Raw genomic sequence first — 17,160 nt, forward strand, 5'->3', positions numbered from 1 at the left:
CAATGTCTGAATGATGCGATATACGGCACATTCGGCGCACGGAAGTCCTATCGGCTCGGGGTATGCGAATTCCGTCACGCCGGCCCGGCCTGGACCGAACCGCGTGCGTAACGGCCGGCCCATGCGGCCAGCAGCGTCGCGACATAGCGGGCGTCGGCATGATCGGTGAGCAGATGGTCGGCGCCATCTATCGCGACAAAGGACTTGGGGTGCCGTGCTGCGTCGAGGATCCGCTGGGCGTTCTCCACACCTACCGTCTCGTCGATCCGCGAGTGCAACACCAGGAGCGCGTGCCGCAGTCGGCGGATGCGCTCGGCCTGAGGCTGCGCGGAGATGTCGTCGAGGAACTCCCGACGGATGTGGAATCCGCGGCCTCCGAGACTCACCTCGGCCTCCCCGTTCCGCTCGATCTCCTCCCGGCTGCCGCCGAAAGTGTGCACGACGTGCTCCGGCTCCGCAGGCGCACCGAGCGTGGCCACGCCGCCGTCCCGGGTATCCGGTGCGCGGCGGCCAGCACGGCTGCGCCGCCCAGCGAATGCCCGATGAGGAGCGACGGTGCCGTGAAGTTCTCGCGCAAGTGGTCGGCGGCGCACACGAGATCGTCCACATCGGAGCTGAATGTACTGGCGGCGAAGTCACCCCCGGACTCACCGATGCCGGTGAAGTCCACACTGAGGACCGCGATTCCGCGTTCGGCCAGCTCCCGGCAGATCCGAGCGGCCGCCAATCAGTCCTTGCCGCATGTGAAGCAGGGGGCGAATACGGCGTACGCCCAAGGCGTCCCCTCCGGCAGGTCCAGGCGCGCCACGAGCGGGACGCCCTGCGAGCCTACGAACTCGATTTTGCTACTGCGCCTGGACATCCCGGCCCTCCATGCCCCCGACCCCGATCTGGTTTCGTGTGCCACTTTTCTTCGGCAGACGACCGCCGAGTCAAGAAAACTTGTGACTACCAAGTCTCGACTCAAGCTCACAATACATACCTGCAGCACGGCCCCACCTGGGCAGCAGTCAATCACCAGATCATGCGATGCACTACGCACCTTCCTGATCGAATCTGGCTGCGTTGACGGTTTCTACTCTCCGGAAACCGAGGAATGATTGTTTTGCGCACCAAGAACAAGCTCGTACAGCGTATAGCGACCACCGCCGCCGCTCCGGCATTCGCCGGAGTCACCCTCCTCGTCGCCGGGGGTTCCGCGAACGCGGCTGCTCTTCCGGCCGACGCGCGCGTCCCTGCGCGAGCGGGTGCGGTGGCCGAGACGGGAGCCGTCGGTGGGCACCACGACGGACATCGCGGGCACGTCTGGGACTGTTCCAGGTACGAACGCTTCTACCCGTGGATCTGGGAGCAGCTGGAGACGTTCGGGTTGGCACGCCCGTAGTGGGTGACACCGGCATCGCCCGCGGCCTGAGAAGTTCGGTGGCACACCGCGGGAATATCCGGAACGACGTTACGGCTGTGCCCATGTGGAATCCGGGAAACCTGCCGGTGTCGGAGGAAGTGCGCGAGGACGGACCGCAAGTGACCAAGGAACATACCGGCCACCGCGGCCTCGCGCCGGACCGCCGCAGGAGGCACACCGCTGAGCTGCTCGCCACGTGCGCCGCCTGTCTCATACCCTGGACCGTGATGCTGGGTCTGACGCTGCCGTCGTCCCACCACGTGCACGAGTGGCGCCTGACCTGGGTCGGATTCGACGTGCTGCTCATCATGGCGTTGGCGTCCACGGCGTTCCTGGCCTGGCGGCGCAGCCGTTCGGTCATTCTGTACGCGCACGCCACAGCAGTCCTGCTGATCTGCGACACCTGGTTCGACATCTCGCTCGATGTCGGAACTGAGGACGTCTGGATGGCGGGGGGCCTTGCCCTGGCCACCGAACTGCCGCTCGCCGCCTTCCTCATCCACCGGGCCCACTCCCTGATCGCCCTGCTGCCATGGCCGCCCGTGCACACCGCCATCGGCGACACCGCCGGGAGCCGGACGGAACCGGTCCCGGAGGGGGAGACCATCCCCCCGGGCCTGCGGACGCGTGGATGACCGGAGGGGTTCCGGAGCTCAGATGCCTGGCAGTGGATCAGACGGTCGTGACCACTTGGGCGTACGTCAGGCGTGGGGAGCGCGGGAACCAGGCATTCTCGCCCGGCCTGCCGATGTTGACGACGGCGAGAACCGAATGCTCGCCGCCGCTGAAGAACTCCTTGTCGATGCCCTCGGCGTCGAAGCCGGTCATCGGTCCCGCGGCCAGGCCGGCCGCGCGGACGCCGATGATGAAGTAGCCGACCTGGAGGAGCGCATTGAGCGTTGCGGAACGCTCACGCACCGCACGCTCGGCGAAGAGATCCCTTGCCTGCGGGAAGTGGGGGAACTGGCTCGGCAGTTCCTCATGGAACTCATTGTCCGCGGCGAGGACGGCGACGAGAGGGGCGGCCACGGTCTTCTTACGGTTTCCCTCGGACAGGTGTCCGGTCAGGCGTTCACGCGCCTCGGCGGAACGAACCAGCACGATCCGCAGGGGCTGCTGGTTCATGCTGGTGGGACCGTACTTGACCAGTTCGTAGATGGCCTTCACCTGATCGTCCGCCACCGGGTCGTCGGTGAAGGTGTTGGCGGTACGAGCCTCCCGGAACAGAAGGTCCTGGGCTGCGGGGTCGAGTGCGAGTGACATGGTGAACCTCTTACTGTGTGCGGCTTTGGCATCTAGGTGGTTCGGCGAACTGAGAAACAGAGGAACTGGGCGCTGACAGCGAGCAGATAGACAGCCGTCGTGGTCGTCCCGACGAGCCCCCACAGGAGGGGACCCGAACAGCACGATGCGAGCAACAGGCTGACCAGCGCAGCGAGAGCCGCCATGGGCAGATGGAAGGCGGCCCATATCCACGTGCCGGCCGGGGCGGATCTCTCCGGCTTCATGGGGGAGCCGCCGTACGCGACGGCACCCAGCCCGACGAAGGCGAGCGTCGCACCGGCGAGGAGTGCCAGGACTTCGCCCGTCCCTGGGGCGCCCCGATCGGACGACGTCATGGCGGTGGCGGTCCACAGCGCCAGGGTGTATCTCCGTGCGGGGCCGCGCTCGCGGCCACGGCTGCACGGAGCTGGCCGCGGTATCCGCGTCCGGCGACCGCGCCGGTGCCGACCGACCCGGGCCGCGGTTGACCATCCGTCCGCGACACGGGGGAAAGTCCTCCCACGCCGGTACTCCTTCTCGAGCGTCTGGTACGCGGCCCGGTCTGCGCCAGGGGAACGACCCGGTCGGTCTCCGGGCTCAGCCGTCCGCATGTGATCGGGTCGCTGACGGCACCGTGCCTGTGGCGCCGTCGCGACCAGGATCACCCGTACGTCAGCCGCCTGCATCGCCCATTCACGGGATCCTCGCCGCCGCGCCCCGCCGCCGGCGTCGCTCAGTCCGCCCCGTCGGCGATGCCGCCCCGTTCGATCGCCAGCCGGGTCAGTTCGACTCGTGTGTTGATGCCGAGCTTGGTGAAGATGTGCTTCATATGCGTGTTGACGGTATGCACGGACACGTAGAGCCGGTCGGCGACGGCCCGGTTGGTGAGGCCCTCCACGACGAGCGGGATGAGCTTCCGCTCGGATTCGGTCAGGCTCTCCCATCCCGCTGCGCCGGTCGTGTGGTGCCGTGGGGCAGCTGTGCGCACGCCGAGCTGTCTGAGGCGCCGCATGATCCGTTCGTGATCGCGCAGGGCTCCGCATGCCGACGCCAGCTCACCCGCCTCTTCGAAATACGGGATCGCCGACATGCTGTCGCCCGACGCGGCCACGCAGTCCCCGAGGTCCTCGCAGACCGCGGCCAGGGCCAGCCGCCTGCCGGTGCTCCGGTAACCGGTGACGGCGGACGCCAGTGCGCCCCGGTCGTGGTGGAGCAGGCCGTCCACATGAGCGCGGACCGTCCCGACGATCTGCTGGCCGCCGTCCTGTGCGGCCAGGGTGCGCAATGCGCCGGACACGGCCTGCGCGAGCGAGGGGTCCTCGCCGCGGAGCGCCATGCGCACGATCCCGGGCCAGTGGGACGGCGGCACCGCAAGCAGGCGAGCCGGCTCGGCGTCCGTGAAGCTGCCGCCCATCGCCGCTGCCGCTGCGGTGTCCCGGCCCTCCGAGTCGGCCAGGCAGGCGCGTGCGAGCGACACCCACAGGCCGAACCGCTGGGTGCTCGTGCCGGATCCGGCTTCGGCGGCGCGGAGATGGTTCCTGGCTTTGGCGAGGTCACCGCGTCTGATCTCCACCAATGCCAGGACGGAGCGGGCCTGCGGATTCGGTTGGGTGATCTCGAGTTCGTCGGCCACCATCAGACTGGACTCGGCCTCCACGGCCGCGTCGTCCAGCGCCCCCTGTTCGAAAAGCGCGCAGGCACGGCTCGCATGCCAGTGGGGAAGCGACCAGCCCAGGCCCAGCGTCTCCGCTTCGCGCTGGCCCTCCCGCAGCACCCGCTCGGTGTCCGCGAGCCGGTCGGTGGCGGTCAGCACCGTGGCCAGCCACAGCGCGGGAATCCGCGGAGGCCGCAGGTAGAGTACGCCGGACTCCGTGCCGGCGGCGCGTGCCGTGGCCTCCTCGGCGAGCTCAAGGGCGCGGGCCAGGCGCCCACGGTAGAAGAACGTCTGCGACTGGAACACCATGGCGCTGACGACGACGGCCGGGTCCTCGCTGCGGTAGGAGGCCTCGACCAGTCCGATGTCGGTCTGCTCGGCAGCGGTGATGTCCCCAAGGTACACGTGGCCCGTCGCCTTGGTCTTCAGCAGCCTGATTCGCAGGTCAGTCGGCAGCCCGGGAAGGACCAGAGCCTGCTGGAGGTGTGTCATCGCTGCGGCGTCGTCGCCCGCGGCCTGGTGGATCTCGGCAGCCACCAGGCGCAGACGCGCCTCCTGCACCGGCTCCAGCCGGTCCGACAGGGTCGCGTCGACCAGGTCGAGCGCCTGGTAGACCCGGCGGGTCCGGCCGAGGTACTCCGCGGCGTCGGTCAGCAGGGCGATGCGCCGCCGGTCGTGCAGGGGCAGCAGTCCGGCGATCTGCTGAGCCAGGTCCGCGGCCGCGTCAGGGGCCGACGAGGACAGTTCCCGTACCGCGGTGGTCAATGTGGTCACGGCGTCGTCGTCGACCGGGCCGCCCGACAGGACGACGTGCCAGGCCACCTCGGCCGATCGTGCCCCGATGCCCCGGAGAATGTCGGCGGCCTCCCGGTGCAGAGCGGTCCGTACGGCCGGCGCCAGATTCTCGTGGACGGCCTGCCGCATGAGGTCGTGGCGGAACGCCAGTCGCGGCCCGTCGCCGGAGAGCAGACCGGCGTTCAGGGCCGCCTCGACGCCCGACAGCAGGCTGCCGACCTGCCTGCCGAGCATGCGGGCGGCCGTACCGAGGTCGAACTCCCGGCCGAGGACGGACCCGATCTGGAGGAGGCGCACGGCATCCTCCGGGAGCCGGTCCAGACGCGCGGCGACGCTCCGCCGGAAACCGACGGGGATGCCGTCGTGCAGGCTCGCCACGCCCGCCTCCACTTTGACAGCGTCCGTGTCGACGAAGGCGCGCACCAGTTCGATCGCCAGGAACGGATTGCCCCCGACGCCCCGCAGGAGCCGGGCCAGACCGGGTGACGGTTTCGCCCCGAGGACGTCGGCCGCGATGTGCTGCAGCTCCTGCTGCGGCAGGGGACCGAGGGTCAGCCACCTGGCTCCGAGGCGTTCGAGGTCCTCCCGCACCCTGGCAACGGTCGGCCGCTCGGTCTCCGACCGTACCGCCAGCACCCACAGGATCCGCGAAGCCGCCAGTCGCCGGGGCAGGGTGCGCAGCACCAGGAGCGTGGCCGGATCCGCCCACTGCGCATCGTCCACCAGCACGGCCACCGGGGCGCGCTGGGCACGCTCCTCGAGAGCGTCCGTGATGCTGTCCAGCAGCCACAGCCTCTGATCGTCGGTGGCCGCGGCCGCTCGTTCGGAACCGTCGGAGAACTGCAGGGCGGACTGCAGGGCGGCTCCGGCGGCGTACTGGTCGAGTTCGTCGGCCCGTACGGACACCACGTCGAACCCGGACCGCCGTGCCATCTCGTCCAGCTCCGCCAGCAGCCGGCTCTTGCCGACGCCGGGTGCGCCTTCCACGACGACGCAGGCACCCCGCCCGCCACGCACCGCGTCCAGGGCCTCACGGACTGCCGCCATCTCGCGGCCCCGTCCCCTGAAGCGAAGGCCGTTCACGGCCCGGTGCCCACGCCCACTGGGCCGGTCACCCACGGGGTCTGTGCTGCGCATGGGGCCAGCATGCCGCACGGCCACATCGCCCTCAACGCCGGTTCATGTGTGCCCGGCGCTTTCACCCGGGTGATTGCCGGTTCCGTGCCGTCCGCTCACCCCGCCACGACACATCCTTCGAGGCGTCCAGATCTCTTGCCCCCGAGAGGAGCACGACGTGCGTACAGGCAAGGAATACCTCGCGGCACTGAACGACGGCCGCACGGTGTGGGTGGGTGACGAACTCGTCGACGACGTGTCCACGCACCCCAAGACCAGGGCGTACGCCCGGAGCATCGCGGACTTCTACGACCTGCACCACCGTCCCGACCTCCAGGACGTCATGACGTTCCTGGACGAGGACGGTGTCCGGCGGTCCATGACATGGTTCCAGCACCGCTCCAAGGAGGACCTGCTGCGCAAGCGGCGCTACCTGGAGACGGTGCAGCGGGAACTGGGCGGCGGTGCGATCCCGCGCACGCCGGACGTCAACAACTACGTCCTGCTGACCTACGTCGACGACCCCGAGCCCTGGAGCAGCCAGTCCGTCGGGACCGACGGGCGGGACCTCACCGGTGGGATCCTCGACTTCTGGAACGTGATGCGGGACGGCGACCTCAACGCGACGCCGGCCTTCGTCGACCCGCAGGCGGACCGCTCGCGCGATTCCGCACAGGCCATCTCCCCCGCACTGCGGGTGGTCGCCACCTCGGACGAGGGCATCACCGTGCGGGGTGTGAAGTCGATCAGCACCGGCGCGGCCTTCGGGGACTGGATCCACATCGGCGTCTTCTACCGCCCCGGCATCGTGTCGGAGCAGATCATCTACGGGGCGGTGAAGCCCAACACCCCCGGGGTCACCATCATCTGCCGCGAGAGCAACGTCCGCGACGGCGAGGAGGTGGAGCACCCGCTCGCCTCGCAGGGTGACGAGCTGGACAGCATCATCGTGTTCGAGGACGTGCTCATCCCCTGGAACCGGGTCTTCCACATCGGCAACCCCGAGCACGCCTCGCTGTACCCGCAGCGCGTCTTCGACTGGTTGCACTACCACTCGCTGGTGCGTGCCATGGTCAAGGCCGAGCTGATGCTCGGTCTGGCCCTGCTGATCACCGAGCACATCGGCACCTACCAACTGCCGCCCGTCCAGGCGCGGATCGCCCGGTTCGCCGGCTTCCTCCAGACGCTCAAGGCGCATGTGATCGCCTCGGAGGACGAAGGCTTCTTCACTCCCGGCGGCATCTACAAGCCGAACGTCCTGATGTTCGACTTCGGGCGGGCGTACTACATCGAGCACATCACCGACCTGACCCACGAGCTCATCGACCTGTCCGGTCGTGCCGCGCTCATCTATCCCACCGAGGGGCAGTGGGAGCGGCCCGAACTGCGGCCGTGGCTGACGGCGCTGCAGACCGGACCGGTCGGCAGGCCGCACGACCGGCTGAAGATCAGCCGGGTGATCCGCGACATGTTCCTGTCCGACTGGGGCGACCGCATCAGCACCTTCGAGAACTTCAACGGCACGCCCCTGCTGGCCATCCGAAGCCTCACGATGAAACGTGCCGAGATGTCCCCCACCGGCAGCATGGCGGACCTCGCGCGCAAGGTCTGCGGCATCGAGAGCGTGAGCAACGACGGGGAGCAGGAGACCGCGTACCTGGCCCAGGCGGACTACGCCCGACGTCAGGACGCCTCTCGTCAGAACGCCTCGTAGCAGGATGCCGGGGCCCGGGTCAGAGCATGCCGCACTCCCGGGCCCTGGCGACCGCTGCGCTCCGGTCGTGCGCACCGAGTTTGCGGAAGACCGCCCGTACCTGTGTCTTGACGGTGTTGTGGGACACATAGAACTCGGCGGCGATCTCACGCAGTGTCAGCGGACCGCACAGGGCGCGGAGCACCCGGCGCTCGCCGAGCGACAGCTCCTGGGGGCCGGACACGAGGAGCGGCACGACGGTGTCCTCCCCGACTCCCCCGAGCAGATCCGTGAGCACTCCTGGTGACTCGCACCGGGCCGCTGCCCGCTCGGCCGCCTCACGGGCTTCCCGCGCGGCGTCCGCGTCGCGTCGCGCAGTGGCAAGTCGTGCCCGTGTGCCGTGATACAAGGCGTGCATCTGGGGTTCGCTTCCTGTCCTGGACGAGTCCGCGAGCGCCGCTTCCGCATCGGCCAGGGTCCGTTCGGCCTCGTCGGCCCGTCCCTCATCGAGGAGCAGGCCGGCCCTGCCGATGTAGGCGGGCGCCGCGACGAAGTGCCGCTCCAGCCCGGCCGTCCCGGCCGCGTCCAGGGCTTCGTCGCTCAGCATGCGCGCCGGCTCATGGCGTCCGGCCAACAGGGCGCACAGCGCCCGCAGCCCCAGCGCGCGGACGAGCGTCAGGCCGTGCCCGGCGGCATGCGCGTCACGGGTCGCCTCGCCGAGCAGCGCCTCGGCCTCCGCGTACCGGGAGGTCCACAGCAGAGCGGTACCGCGGGCCGTACAGGCCAGGGCACGCCAGGAAGTCAACGGGACGGTGCCGGCGAAGACGGTTTCGGCGAGACGGTCGCCGGTCAGGACCTCCCCCTGCAGCCAGCAGGCCACTGCCCGGGCGACGGCCGCCGCATCGGACACCGTGCTGCCTTCGCCGACCTTCTCCGCTCCCGGCCCTCTGAGCCGGACCACGTCCAGCCAGCGCCGGGCCGTTTCCGGAGCACCCCCCGACAGGGCCGCCATCGCCGCCACGACGCACAGTCTTGCGTCGGCGGCGACCGTGCGGAGCGGCAAGAGCTCCAGCCATTGTCTGACCTCCCGACCGCGGCCTGCCGAGATCGCCTGTTCCCAGCCGTGGAGTATCGACGCGACGGCGGCGGCCTCGTCACCGCCGCGCACCCAGTGCCGTACGGCCGCGGTCGTCTCGCCCTGCCGTGAGTACCACCGAGCCGCCGTCCGGTGCAACGACACGGCGGTCTCTCGCCCTTCGGATCCGAGAAGGTCGCGGAGCAGCGCGGACAGTGCGCGGTGACGCCGGTATGCCGAGGGATCGGCGGCCACGGGTACGAGCAGTTGGACGGTCCGTGCGAGCTCGCGCAGCAGTACGCCCGCCCGGTCCCCGGCGAGCGCTCGGCACGGCCCGGCACTCAACTCGTCGAGCACACTGGTACGGAGCAGGAACTCGCGCTGCTCGGTGGTGAGCCGGTGGAGCACCTCGGTGGCCAGGTACTCGTTGACCGCTCGCCTGCCGCGGGCCAGGTCGGCCGCCGTGTCGGCGTCGTCCGACGAGCGAGCGAGGGTACGGCCCATGATGCACAGCGCCGCCGCCCACCCCTCGGTGGTCTCGTACACCGCGCTCAACGTGTCCGGGGCCGGAGCGGACCCGAGCAGATCGGTGAGCACGGCCTGAGCCTCCTCGGGGGTGAAGGCCAGGTCGTGCCGGTCGAGTTCGGCGATCACGCCCCGGGCGCGCAGGGTGGGTACGGGTCCACCCGGAACGTGACGGGTCGACAGAACGACGCGAAAGCCCTGCGGAAGCCTTGTCAGGAAGTCCGAAAGGCTGCGGACCGCGTCGACGTCCGTGATCGATTCCACTCCGTCGAGGATCAGCGCGAGCGGTCCCTGTCCGTCCAGTCCGCTCAGGAGGCTCGGCAGGATCTCCTCGAGCCACGCTTCGAGTGTCCACTCGCCGCTGTGGGGGCGGACGGGCAGTTCCGGCCGTACGTGCTGCAACGCCCGCAGGATGCCGGCCCAGAGCCGGCCCGGGGCGTTGTCGTACGCGTCCAGGCCGAGCCAGGCGCACGCGCCACGAGTTGCGAGGCTTCGCGACCACTCGGTCAGGAGCACCGTCTTTCCGGCACCGGCGGGCGCGGAGACCACCACCACGGGCTCGGTCGACGCGTCCAGCCGGCGCAGCAGCCGGGGGCGGGTCAGCTGGTGCGGGGGCTGGTCCCCAGGACGCAGCTTGAAGGTCGGCACGGAACTGGTCATGGCACCTTCGGTGGAGTCGTCAGGACCGTTGGAGCCCCCGGCGTCCGTGGCTCGCCTGCAAGAGCCGGACGCCGGGGGCCGTAGTGGACCGGGGCAGGGATACGGCAGCCTTCGTCGGGCCGCTGTCACCCGCGCTAGCAGGGGACCCTGAGCGTGCCGAAGTCTCCGCCGAAGTGGAGCAGCGGCCGGCCTTCCATCCGGTGTTCGAAGTGACGGACGTCGCCCACGAATATGGTGTGATCGCCGCCGGGCAGCGCCGCGGCGACGTCGCACACGACAGCCGCGATGGCGTCCTTCAGCACCGGCACGCCGTGGTCGTCGATGGTCTCCACACCCGCGAACTTGTCCGGCTTGGAAACGGCGAAGTTCCGCGCGAGGTGCTCGCTGTCCTCGCCGAGGACGTTGACGGCGAAGCGGCCGTGCTCCGCGATCGCGGTCCGCGTGTAGAGCTGGTTGCCGATGCACACGAGCAGTTGGAGCGGCTCCAGCGACAGCGCGGAGACGGCGCTCGCCGTCATGCCGATGGGCGTACTGCCCGAGCATGTGGTGATCACGCTGACACCCGTGGCGAGCCGGCTCATCGTGGCTCGGAACCCGAAGACGACATCAAGGGTTTCACTCATTTGAGGACCTCCGTGAATTCGGGGCTGAACCCCGCGGTGTGATGGAGTGTTCGACGTCGGCCGTCCTCGTGGATGACCGGCTCCCGTCGTGGTGACGCCGTGAGGATCAGTCCGTGACGCAGGGTTCGAGGACGAAGGTGTGGCGCAGTAGGGTGTACGGCACGTCGGTCATGCCCCGGCAGGGCCCGGCCTCGGCCGGGTAGGTGTCGTAGCGGTCGACCAGCGACTCCTTGACGCCGAACACCGGATCGGTGTCCAGGTGCGGGTCGTCCGAGGGGAACAGCATGGTGGTCACGCGCTGGAATCCCGGTGCTTCGATCAGCAGGTGCACATGGGCGGGACGCATGAGCGACCTGCTGGTCGCGCTCATGAGTTCGCCGACCGGGCCGTCACCGGGTATCGGGTAGCTGGACGGGCGGATGGAACGGAAAGCGAAGTGCCCCGTCTCGTCGGTGCGGAACAGCGCGCGCATGGCCGGCTCGTCCAGGCCGGGCACCTCCATGTCGTAGTGGCCGTCCGAGTCGCTGTGCCAGACGTCCACCGCCGCGTCGGCCACCGGCGCTCCCTCGTGGTCCACGACCCGTCCCTCGAAGAACAGCGGGGTACCGGACAGACCCCCGGAGATGTCTGCGGCGTCGGCCTGCTGCGGCCTGTCCTCCCTGAAGTACGGGCCCAGCACGCTGTTCTGCGTGGCCTGGCTGGGGCGTCGGTTGCTCAGGGCGTCGACCAGCATGGTGACGCCGAGCACGTCGGACAGCAGGATGAACTCCTGACGCGTCGGGGTGCACCTCTGCCCGGTGCGCGTCAGGAAGTCCACTCCCCGGGCCCATTCGTCCTCCGTCAGTTCGACGTCACGGACGAACGCGTGCAGGTGCCGCACCAGTGATTCCAGGATCTCGGCGACGCGGGAGTCCTTGGTGTCCCGCATGGTCGAGATCACGGCCTCGGTGATGGTGTCGCTGGTCAGATCACGCATGACGCGCTCCCATGGTGGTGGAGTGGTGGACCGCGGACTCGGTCCGGGGATGTCCGTCGCCGGATGACGTGCACGGCGGCTGTCCGGCCCAGGCGCGGGCCAAGAGGGCGCGTACCGGCGTCCGTTCGACTGGTCGCGGGTTCCAGTAGCCGTCCCGCACGATGAGTTCGGCCGCCTGCTCGATGCCCGATTCCGGCATGCCGAGGTCCCGCAGCGCCCTGGGGGCGCCGAGCCGTCCCGCGAAGTCGAAGAGTCCCTTCGCGGCGTCGGCCGCCGACAGCGCCCTTGCGATGCGTGCCATGGCCTCGGGCGCCGCCGGTGCGTTGTAGGCGAGCACGTGCGGCAGCACGACCGTGTGGGTTTCGGCGTGCGGAAGCCCGAACGTGCCACCCAGGACGTGGCACACCTTGTGATGCAGGGCCATGCCCACCGTGCCGAGGCACGTGCCCGCCAGCCACGCCCCGTACAGGGCATCGGCCCGCGCCTCGCCGTCGTCCGGACGTTGTACGACGACCGGGAGGGAGCGGATGAGGGATTCGAGCGCTTCACCGGCCATCAGGAAGGCGAGCGGGTCCCGGTCCTGTGCGTAGAGGGCCTCCACCGCGTGCGCCATCGCGTTGATGCCGCTGACCACCGATGCCGCCGCGGGAAACGTGAACGTCAGGTCGACGTCGTACACCACGGTCTTCGGCAGCACTTCCGGCAGCCGGCGGGTCGTCTTCCGGCGCCCTTCGGTCTCTCCGAGGATCGGCGTCATCTCCGAGCCGGCGTAGGTGGTGGGCAACGCCAGCTGTGGCAGCCCGGTCCGCAGAGCGATCGCCTTGCCGAGGCCGATCGTCGAGCCACCGCCGATGGCGAGCACCGAGTCCGCTCCCACGGTTCTGGCATACGCGACCGCCTTCTCCGTGACCTCGACGGGGGTGTGCGGAGCCGCTTCCGTGAAAGTTCCCACCGCCGCCGTACCCAGTACGTCGTGTACCTTCACTGCCTGGCCCGCTTGACCAGGTGTGCACAGGATGAGCACCCGACGGCATCCGAGGGCATCAGCCTCTTCAGGGATACGGCTGCGCGTACCGCTGCCGAAGACCACCTTGGTGATCTGTCCCCGATGCACGAATGTCTTCATGAGAATTCCCCGGTCCCGCCGTCTGCTTGGAACCAAGACTTTCGATGCCTGAGTGAGGGGGGTCAACGTAATCCGCGAGGGATAACGGGCACCGGCGTTGAAATACCTTGTTCGTGCGACAGGCTCCGCGCCCGGGGCCTCCGGCTCTCGACGGACATCACTCGTCTGCGCGATGCGGTGGGTGTCCATGGGCTGGATCGTGGATCCGGACCTCTGTCAGGCGGATATGCCGGTCGAGGTCACCGGAACGGCGTCCGAGGGGTCCGCATTCACGAGCGGCGAGGGTTCAGGTCGGGGGGCGCCGAACCCAGGAATACGGCCGCTGTCCGTGCGTCTCCCGGACCAGGTGCGGACCGGTCCGGCGCGCACCTGATCGACGGCTGAGATCCGGCCGTCGTCCCCACCCCAGGAGGCACCATGACCGGAACCGGACCCGACTGCGAGGCCGACCCCGACATCCCGCTGAGTCCGGCGGCGACGGGGAAGACCGATGAGGACGCGAAGGCCGTGGCGGACCACGACATGCAGGCCCGCTTCGAACCGGCACTGGTACACCGTGACCGGCTTTTCGCGGCCGCCGTGCGGATGACCGGCAGTCCGACCGACGCCGAGGACCTGCTGCAGGAGACGTACGCCCGGGCCTACGCCTCGTTCCACCAGTTCCGCGAGGGCACGAATCTCAGGGCCTGGCTGTACCGCATCCTCACCACCACGTTCCTCAACTACCGCCGCAGTCAACGCAGGCGGCCGCAACGCGACGACACGACGGCGATCGAGGACTGGCAGATCGCCCGCGCGGCCTCGCACACCTCGTCGGGACTGCGCTCCGCCGAGGCCGAGGCGCTCGACCACCTGCCCGACTCGGACGTCAAGGCGGCGCTGCAAGCCGTCCCGGAATACTTCCGAACGGCGGTGTACCTCTTCGACGTCGAGGGCTTCACCACCCGTGAGATCGCCGACATCATGCAGACTCCCGTCGGCACCGTGCTGTCCCGACTGCACCGAGGTCACCGACGGCTGCGCTCAATGCTGGAGGGCTATGCCCAGGAGCACCGTCTCGTCCCGGCGGGCCACGTTCGAGGCAGTGGGTCCGCACCACGGGCTGGTGAGCGAGGTCACCCGGGACGGCGGCGGAAGGCGGGATGCACGCAGGGGGCAGCGGTGTTCCAAGAGCGCATGGAACACCCGTTGACAGCCCTCCGGCCCGGTGTCCGGGACAGCCCCGGGCCGGAGGGCTCGACTCCCGTACCGAGTGAGTGAGGAAGAGATGCCGAGACCCAGCACCGGTGCCGTCGATGCCGAGCTATGTGCACTCCTCGTCATGCCGGACGGCTCGGCGGTGCCCGTGTCCACGCGACTGGGCTATCGTCCCGACGATCCCTACGCGGTCCGTGCGACCTTCCGCCTCGGCGGTGACCGGGCGGTCGAGTGGTTCTTCGCCCGTGAGCTCCTGAGAGAGGGGCTGCTCCAGCCAGTCGGTATCGGCGACGTCCGCCTGCGCCCTGCTTGGCACCAGGGACAGCACATGGTGCAGATCGTCCTCACGCCGCCCACAGTTCGGGCGGACCTCATGTTCCCCTGGCCGGTGGTGGCGGAGTTCCTGCAACGCACCGATGCGGTGGTGTCATCCGGCACCGAGCACGTGCATGTCGACCTGGACGCTCAACTGATGCATCTTCTCGCAGAGCACTGACCCACACCCACGATCGATCATCGATCACAGCGATCTCGGGACAGGAGACCACGATGATGACCGTGCTGTCGCCGATCTTCGCTCTGCTCGCAGCGGCAACCAACGCACTGGGAACCGTGATGCAGCGCCGGGCCGCCACCGTCGTCCCACAGTCCAGCAGTCTGCGCATCGGCCTGATGTGGGACCTGCTGCGCACACCGGTCTGGCTGCTCGGCATAGGTGGGGTCGCCCTCTCGGCGATCTTCCAGGGCGCCGCGTTGGCCACCGGCGCCCTGGCGGTCGTACAGCCGCTCTTCATGCTGGAGTTGCCGTTCGTGCTGCTGCTCGCGAGCATCGTCTGCGGGCGCCCGTTGCCCCGGGCCGGCTGGGTGCCCGTCGGCAGTATCGGGGGCGGCCTGGGCCTGGCGTTGTTCGCGGCCGCGCCGACCGGTGGCACTCTCGGGATCCCCGCGGCCCGGTGGACAGCGGTACTGACCTGCTGCCTGCTCGCCGTGGTGGTGCTGTGCAGCGTCGCGGTCAGGCTGCCCAACGGCGCGGCGCGCGCCGCGTGCATGGGCCTGGCCGCCGCCGTCTCCTACTCCCTCACTGCCGCGCTCATGAAGTCCTCGACCGCCGCCCTCGGCCGCCGGGGTACGGGTGCCTTCTTCACCACATGGCAGACCTATGCGTTCGCAGCCCTCGGCGTGTGCGCCCTGTTCCTGCTGGAGAACGCCATGCAGTCCGGACCGCTGGTCGCCTCCCAGCCTGCCCTGACCCTCGGGGACACCCTGGTGAGCCTGGCGCTCGGCGTCACCCTCTACGGGGAAAGACTGCGTGGTGGCTGGTGGCTGCCCCTCCAGGTGCTCGGGCTCGCGCTGGTGGCGTACGGGGTCGCCCGCCTGTCACGTCAGCATCTCGTTCCCGCAGGAATGTGAAATACCCGATTCGTGCGAGAGCGGCCGACGGCACAACCCTTGAATCGCAGCCAATATCGCCGATCTGCGGGATGGCCAAGCGCGCCGTGGCATCGGACCGTGGAACCACGTCTCAGCGGACGGCCCCGGCAGGCTGAATGCACATCGGGCGGACATGTCGGCGGCATAAAACACTCCGCGATGGACACAGAATTCACGCGAGCATCTAAAGATCCGAAAAATATGGGGAAATTGGCCAATACGGCCCCGGAGGCCGTGGCGGATGTGCCGGATGGAGCCTCGTTGGCCGTGGGCGGGTTCGGATTGAGTGGTGTGCCGAACGTGCTGATCCAGGCCCTGTTCGAGCGAGGCGTCGGCGGGCTGTCGGTCGTCTCGAACAACTGCGGGGCAATGGATTCGGGCCTGGCGGTACTGCTCTCGGCGGGCCGGATCGGACGGGTGACAGGATCGTATGTCGGGGCGAACAAGGAGTTCGCGCGGCAGTACCTGTCCGGTGAGCTGGAGGTGGAGCTGATCCCGCAGGGCACGCTCGCCGAACGGCTGCGCGGGCATCCCCGCCTTTTACACCCCGGCAACGCCAATGGCGCCGGCGAGGAGAACCGCAACGTGGCCCGCATGGCCGCCCTGCTCGCCGGCCTGCCCACCAGCGTGCCCGGGGCGACGGTCAACCGGCTGTGCGCCTCCGGACTCGAAGCCGTCATCCAGGCCGCCCGCGCCATCGCTGTCGGCGACGCCTCCGTCGCCATCGCCGGCGGCGTGGAGTCCATGACCCGCGCCCCCTACGTCCTGCCCAAGAACGACAGACCGTTCCCGGGCGCCCACGCCGAGCTGTACTCCACCACGCTGGGCTGGCGCATGGTGAACCCGGCGATGAACCCGCAATGGACCATCCCTCTCGGGGAGTCAGCCGAGCTGATCGCCGAGAAGCACAAGATCGGCCGTGAGCAGCAGGACGAGTTCGCCCTGCACAGCCACCAGAAGGCCGCAGCCGCCCAGGAACAGGGACTGTTCGACGCCGAGTTGGTGCCCGTCCCGGTCCCGCAGCGCAACGGCGACCTCCAGCTGTTCGCGGCCGACGAGTGCGTACGCCCGAACGCCTCCCTCGCGGCGATGGCAAGGCTCAAGCCGTCCTTCCGTACCAAGCAGGGCACGGTCACCGCCTGCAACGCCTCCCCCCTCAACGACGGCGCCGCCGCCCTGCTGCTGGCCGATGAGGAGGGTGTGAAGGCCATCGGCCGCGAGCCGCTGGCACGCGTCTCAGCGACCGGAGTCTCCGCGGTCGACCCCGACTACTTCGGCCTCGCCCCCGTCGAGGCCGTCGCCCGGGCGCTGGCCAAGGCCGCCCGGACCTTCGCCGATCTCGACGTACTGGAGCTGAACGAGGCCTTCGCCGCCCAGGTCCTCGGCTGCCTCGCCGAATGGCCGGAGTTCGACCCGGCGATCCTCAACCCGCAGGGCGGCGCCATCGCGCTCGGCCACCCCTCGGCGCCTCCGGCGCCCGCCTCGCCGGCACCGTCGCGCACCAGCTCGCCCGCCGCGGCTCCGGCACGGGCGTCGCCACCCTCTGCATCGGCGTGGGCCGGGGCCTCGCCCTCGTCCTCGTCCTCGAACGCTGACACGAACGGGGCGAGCAGACCGTCGT

Annotated in this window: 15 protein-coding genes and 2 pseudogenes; 8 read left to right on the forward strand and 9 right to left on the reverse strand. The window is 69.5% G+C overall.

Features of this window, described 5'->3' with window-relative positions; all coding sequences use genetic code 11:
* Nucleotides 1-74 precede the first annotated feature (74 nt).
* On the reverse strand, nucleotides 75-479 hold the full coding sequence (locus tag ACZ4UV_RS49810; protein ID WP_467849196.1) for an alpha/beta hydrolase family protein: 405 nt from the start codon (nucleotides 477-479) through the stop codon (nucleotides 75-77).
* Nucleotides 383-670 (reverse strand): serine aminopeptidase domain-containing protein, encoded by a 288-nt coding sequence (locus ACZ4UV_RS49815; RefSeq protein WP_467849052.1) that lies wholly within the window; start codon nucleotides 668-670, stop codon nucleotides 383-385. The genes ACZ4UV_RS49810 and ACZ4UV_RS49815 overlap by 97 nt, the downstream gene beginning before the upstream one ends.
* 435 nt (nucleotides 671-1,105) lie before the next feature.
* Here ACZ4UV_RS49815 and ACZ4UV_RS49820 point away from each other — a divergent pair, with 435 nt between their 5' ends.
* Together ACZ4UV_RS49820 and ACZ4UV_RS49825 are read left to right on the forward strand one after the other, a co-directional pair.
* Nucleotides 1,106-1,384, forward strand: coding sequence for a hypothetical protein (locus tag ACZ4UV_RS49820; protein WP_467849056.1), 279 nt, complete (start codon nucleotides 1,106-1,108; stop codon nucleotides 1,382-1,384).
* 140 nt (nucleotides 1,385-1,524) lie between these two features.
* The gene (locus tag ACZ4UV_RS49825) at nucleotides 1,525-2,040 is read left to right on the forward strand and encodes a hypothetical protein (protein WP_451021807.1); all 516 of its coding nucleotides are present in this window, start codon (nucleotides 1,525-1,527) and stop codon (nucleotides 2,038-2,040) included.
* 37 nt (nucleotides 2,041-2,077) lie between these two features.
* On the opposite strand, the gene ACZ4UV_RS49830 is transcribed toward ACZ4UV_RS49825, so the two are convergent.
* The 3 genes from ACZ4UV_RS49830 to ACZ4UV_RS49840 form a co-directional block, all read right to left on the reverse strand.
* Nucleotides 2,078-2,668, reverse strand: coding sequence for a malonic semialdehyde reductase (locus ACZ4UV_RS49830; protein ID WP_467849062.1), 591 nt, complete (start codon nucleotides 2,666-2,668; stop codon nucleotides 2,078-2,080).
* A gap of 32 nt (nucleotides 2,669-2,700) precedes the next feature.
* Complete coding sequence (locus ACZ4UV_RS49835) at nucleotides 2,701-3,024, reverse strand: hypothetical protein (protein WP_467849066.1); 324 nt, start codon at nucleotides 3,022-3,024, stop codon at nucleotides 2,701-2,703.
* Between the two features lie 377 nt (nucleotides 3,025-3,401).
* Nucleotides 3,402-6,254: a helix-turn-helix transcriptional regulator gene (locus tag ACZ4UV_RS49840; protein ID WP_451021810.1), complete on the reverse strand. Its 2,853-nt coding sequence runs from the start codon at nucleotides 6,252-6,254 to the stop codon at nucleotides 3,402-3,404.
* Between the two features lie 157 nt (nucleotides 6,255-6,411).
* Here ACZ4UV_RS49840 and ACZ4UV_RS49845 point away from each other — a divergent pair, with 157 nt between their 5' ends.
* Entirely contained in the window at nucleotides 6,412-7,947 is a 1,536-nt protein-coding gene (locus tag ACZ4UV_RS49845) for a 4-hydroxyphenylacetate 3-hydroxylase family protein (protein ID WP_451008874.1), read from the forward strand.
* A gap of 19 nt (nucleotides 7,948-7,966) precedes the next feature.
* Here ACZ4UV_RS49845 and ACZ4UV_RS49850 read toward each other — a convergent pair whose 3' ends face one another.
* The 4 genes from ACZ4UV_RS49850 to ACZ4UV_RS49865 form a co-directional block, all read right to left on the reverse strand.
* Nucleotides 7,967-10,186 carry a winged helix-turn-helix domain-containing protein gene (locus ACZ4UV_RS49850; RefSeq protein WP_467849072.1) on the reverse strand — a complete coding sequence of 740 codons (2,220 nt, stop codon included), beginning with the start codon at nucleotides 10,184-10,186 and terminating at the stop codon, nucleotides 7,967-7,969.
* A 134-nt stretch (nucleotides 10,187-10,320) separates the two neighbouring features.
* Nucleotides 10,321-10,809: a flavin reductase family protein gene (locus ACZ4UV_RS49855; RefSeq protein WP_451020148.1), complete on the reverse strand. Its 489-nt coding sequence runs from the start codon at nucleotides 10,807-10,809 to the stop codon at nucleotides 10,321-10,323.
* A 106-nt stretch (nucleotides 10,810-10,915) separates the two neighbouring features.
* Nucleotides 10,916-11,785, reverse strand: a complete 870-nt coding sequence (locus tag ACZ4UV_RS49860) for a dioxygenase family protein (protein ID WP_451020149.1) — start codon at nucleotides 11,783-11,785, stop codon at nucleotides 10,916-10,918.
* Nucleotides 11,778-13,100 carry a maleylacetate reductase gene (locus tag ACZ4UV_RS49865; RefSeq protein WP_467849078.1) on the reverse strand — a complete coding sequence of 441 codons (1,323 nt, stop codon included), beginning with the start codon at nucleotides 13,098-13,100 and terminating at the stop codon, nucleotides 11,778-11,780. Before ACZ4UV_RS49865 ends, ACZ4UV_RS49860 begins: the two co-directional genes overlap by 8 nt.
* 228 nt (nucleotides 13,101-13,328) lie before the next feature.
* Between ACZ4UV_RS49865 and ACZ4UV_RS49870 the strand changes: the two genes are divergently transcribed.
* The 5 genes and pseudogenes from ACZ4UV_RS49870 to ACZ4UV_RS49890 form a co-directional block, all read left to right on the forward strand.
* On the forward strand, nucleotides 13,329-14,171 hold the full coding sequence (locus tag ACZ4UV_RS49870) for a sigma-70 family RNA polymerase sigma factor (protein ID WP_451020151.1): 843 nt from the start codon (nucleotides 13,329-13,331) through the stop codon (nucleotides 14,169-14,171).
* A 61-nt stretch (nucleotides 14,172-14,232) separates the two neighbouring features.
* Nucleotides 14,233-14,604, forward strand: coding sequence for an SsgA family sporulation/cell division regulator (locus ACZ4UV_RS49875; RefSeq protein ID WP_467849083.1), 372 nt, complete (start codon nucleotides 14,233-14,235; stop codon nucleotides 14,602-14,604).
* A gap of 53 nt (nucleotides 14,605-14,657) precedes the next feature.
* Nucleotides 14,658-15,518, forward strand: a complete 861-nt coding sequence (locus tag ACZ4UV_RS49880; RefSeq protein WP_451020153.1) for a DMT family transporter — start codon at nucleotides 14,658-14,660, stop codon at nucleotides 15,516-15,518.
* A gap of 222 nt (nucleotides 15,519-15,740) precedes the next feature.
* A pseudogene (locus ACZ4UV_RS49885) lies at nucleotides 15,741-16,052 on the forward strand (CoA transferase subunit A); the annotation flags it as partial.
* A gap of 36 nt (nucleotides 16,053-16,088) precedes the next feature.
* Nucleotides 16,089-17,134 (forward strand): annotated as a pseudogene (locus ACZ4UV_RS49890) (thiolase family protein); the annotation flags it as partial.
* Nucleotides 17,135-17,160 lie beyond the last annotated feature (26 nt).

Source organism: Streptomyces sp. NPDC028289 (genome assembly GCF_055565975.1).